This window comes from Mesorhizobium sp., assembly GCF_024509055.1.
Classification (GTDB): domain Bacteria; phylum Pseudomonadota; class Alphaproteobacteria; order Rhizobiales; family Rhizobiaceae; genus Mesorhizobium.
In genome coordinates, this window is sequence record NZ_JANINM010000224.1 from 1 (window position 1) to 2,914 (window position 2,914).

The 2,914-nt window shown below is 64.5% G+C and carries 4 protein-coding genes; all 4 read left to right on the forward strand.

Translation table 11 applies throughout. The annotated features are described in order from the left end of the window. Window positions 1-546, forward strand: a 546-nt coding sequence (locus Q0L57_RS10635) for a thiamine pyrophosphate-dependent enzyme (protein ID WP_296742271.1), incomplete at its 5' end; no start/stop codon positions are given. Between the two features lie 15 nt (window positions 547-561). Beyond that, window positions 562-1,953 carry a pyruvate dehydrogenase complex E1 component subunit beta gene (locus tag Q0L57_RS10640; protein ID WP_296742273.1) on the forward strand — a complete coding sequence of 464 codons (1,392 nt, stop codon included), beginning with the start codon at window positions 562-564 and terminating at the stop codon, window positions 1,951-1,953. Between the two features lie 30 nt (window positions 1,954-1,983). Then, window positions 1,984-2,253, forward strand: coding sequence for a hypothetical protein (locus tag Q0L57_RS10645; protein WP_296742275.1), 270 nt, complete (start codon window positions 1,984-1,986; stop codon window positions 2,251-2,253). Window positions 2,254-2,256: 3 nt separating this feature from the next. After that, window positions 2,257-2,914: biotin/lipoyl-containing protein (locus Q0L57_RS10650; protein ID WP_296742277.1), on the forward strand; the 658-nt coding region annotated here is incomplete at its 3' end.

A 2,914-nucleotide genomic window follows, 5' to 3' on the forward strand; every position in this document is an offset into this window, starting at 1 on the left:
CTGACCTATTTCGGCGACGGCGCGGCCAACCAGGGCCAGGTCTATGAAAGCTTCAACATGGCCTCGCTGTGGAAGCTGCCGGTGATCTACATCATCGAGAACAACCGCTACGCCATGGGCACGTCCGTGACGCGCTCTTCCGCCGAGACCGATTTCTCGCATCGCGGCGCGTCCTTCAAGATTCCTGGCATTCAGGTCGACGGCATGGATGTCCGCGCCGTCAAGGCGGCCGGCGACCTCGCCACCGAATGGTGCCGGGACGGCAACGGCCCGCTGATCCTGGAGATGCAGACCTATCGCTATCGCGGACACTCGATGTCCGATCCGGCGAAGTATCGTTCCAAGGAAGAAGTGCAGAAGATGCGCTCCGAGCACGATCCGATCGAGCAGGTCAAGGCGCGGCTGATCGAGAAGAAGTGGGCCGATGAGGACGAGCTGAAGGCCATCGACAAGGAAGTCCGCGACATCGTCGCCGACGCCGCCGAATTTGCCCAGCACGACGCGGAGCCGGATCCGTCCGAGCTCTGGACCGACATCGTACTGTAAGGAGAGGGCAAGGACATGCCGATCGAAATTCTCATGCCCGCGCTCTCGCCGACGATGGAAGAGGGCAATCTCTCGAAATGGCTGAAGAACGAAGGCGACAAGATCGTCGCCGGTGACGTCATCGCCGAGATCGAGACCGACAAGGCGACGATGGAAGTCGAAGCCGTGGATGAAGGCACGCTGGGCAAGATCCTGGTCGCTGCCGGAACGGAAGGCGTGAAGGTCAACACGCCGATCGCCGTACTGCTGCAAGACGGCGAGAGCGCCGCCGATGCCGGCAAGACGGCGGCGCCTGCCAAGGCTGAAGCCCCACTGAAGGCCGAAACGCCTGCGGCGCAGCCTGAACCGGCCGCAAAGCCGGCGCCTGTGGCCGCCGCGCCGAAGGCGGAAATCGCCGCCGACCCGGATATTCCGGCCGGAACCGAGATGGTCTCGACCACTGTGCGCGAGGCGCTGCGCGACGCGATGGCGGAAGAGATGCGCCGCGACGGCGATGTCTTCGTGATGGGCGAGGAAGTCGCCGAATACCAGGGCGCCTACAAGATCACGCAAGGCCTGCTGCAGGAGTTCGGTGCGCGCCGGGTGGTCGACACGCCGATCACCGAGCACGGCTTCGCCGGCGTCGGCGTCGGCGCGGCGATGGCCGGCCTGAAGCCGATCGTCGAGTTCATGACCTTCAACTTCGCCATGCAGGCGATCGACCAGATCATCAACTCCGCCGCCAAGACACTCTATATGTCCGGCGGCCAGATGGGCGCGCCGATCGTGTTCCGCGGCCCGAACGGCGCTGCCGCCCGCGTCGCTGCCCAGCACTCGCAGTGCTATGCGGCCTGGTACAGCCACATTCCCGGCCTGAAGGTGGTGATGCCTTATACGGCGGCCGACGCCAAGGGCCTGCTCAAGGCGGCGATCCGTGACCCGAATCCAGTCATCTTCCTGGAAAACGAAATCCTCTACGGCCAGTCCTTCGACGTGCCGAAGCTCGACGATTTCGTACTGCCGATCGGCAAGGCGCGCATCCACAAGCAGGGCAAGGACGTCACCATCGTCTCCTTCGGCATCGGCATGACCTATGCCGTCAAGGCGGAAGCCGAATTGCGCGGCATGGGCATCGATGCCGAGATCATCGATCTCAGGACCATCCGCCCGCTCGATTTGGACACCGTGATTGCCTCGGTGAAGAAGACCAATCGTCTCGTCGTGGTGGAAGAAGGTTTCCCGCAGAGCTCTGTCGGCGATCACATCGCCAACCAGGTCTCGCAGCGCGCCTTCGACTTCCTCGATGCGCCTGTCATCACCATCGCCGGCAAGGACGTGCCTATGCCTTATGCGGCGAACCTGGAGAAGCTGGCGCTGCCCAATGTCGGCGAGGTCGTCGAGGCAGTCAAAGCCGTTACCTATCGGTAGGGAGCGATGCCGATGCCATCCTTCTGGGTCTTGGCCGCCGTCATCGCACCTACCGTCGCGGTCGCTTTTCTCGTGCGCTCGGTGACGGGCAAATTTGATGCGATCCTGTTGATGCTCAGCGGCGTCGCTTCGCTCGTTCTCGCGACCGTCGCGACCGGCTCCGCCCAGATCGACCAGACTGGCGGCATGATGAGCCTGGAAATGAGCAAAAGCAGTTTCCATTTCGGCTTCCTGCCACCGGTTTTCATCGTCGCCACGCTGACAGTCATGCGGGGCCTGTTCAAATTCATTCAGGAGTGAGCGATGCCCATCAACATCACCATGCCGGCCCTGTCGCCCACAATGGAAGAGGGCAATCTTTCCAAGTGGCTGGTCAAGGAAGGCGACAAGGTTTCGCCCGGTGACGTGATCGCCGAGATCGAGACCGACAAGGCGACGATGGAAGTCGAAGCCGTCGACGAAGGCACTGTCGCCAAGCTGGTCGTTCCGGCCGGCACCGAAGGCGTCAAGGTCAACGCGCTGATCGCCATCCTGGCCGGCGAAGGCGAGGATGCCGGCGCGGCCGCCAAGGGCAGCGGCGCCGACACGTCGAAGGCCGAGGCGCCTAAGGCTGACGCGCCAAAGGCTGAAACGCCCAAGGAAGCGCCAAAGCCGGCGGCAGCCGCCGCTCCTGCGCCGGCCAAGTCCGAGCCGGCGCCGGTCGCCAACGGTCATGCAGGCGGCGAGCGCGTCTTTGCCTCGCCGCTCGCGCGCCGCATCGCCAAGGATGCAGGCGTCGATGTCGCGGCGCTGACCGGCTCCGGTCCGCATGGCCGTGTCGTCAGGGCTGACGTCGAGGCGGCGATCGCGTCCGGCGGCACCAAGGCGGCGCCGGCCGCCAAGGCTCCCGCGGGCGCGCCTTCGGCCGCTCCAGTCGCCGCGCCGAAGCCGATGTCCGACGACCAGGTGCTAAAACTGTTCG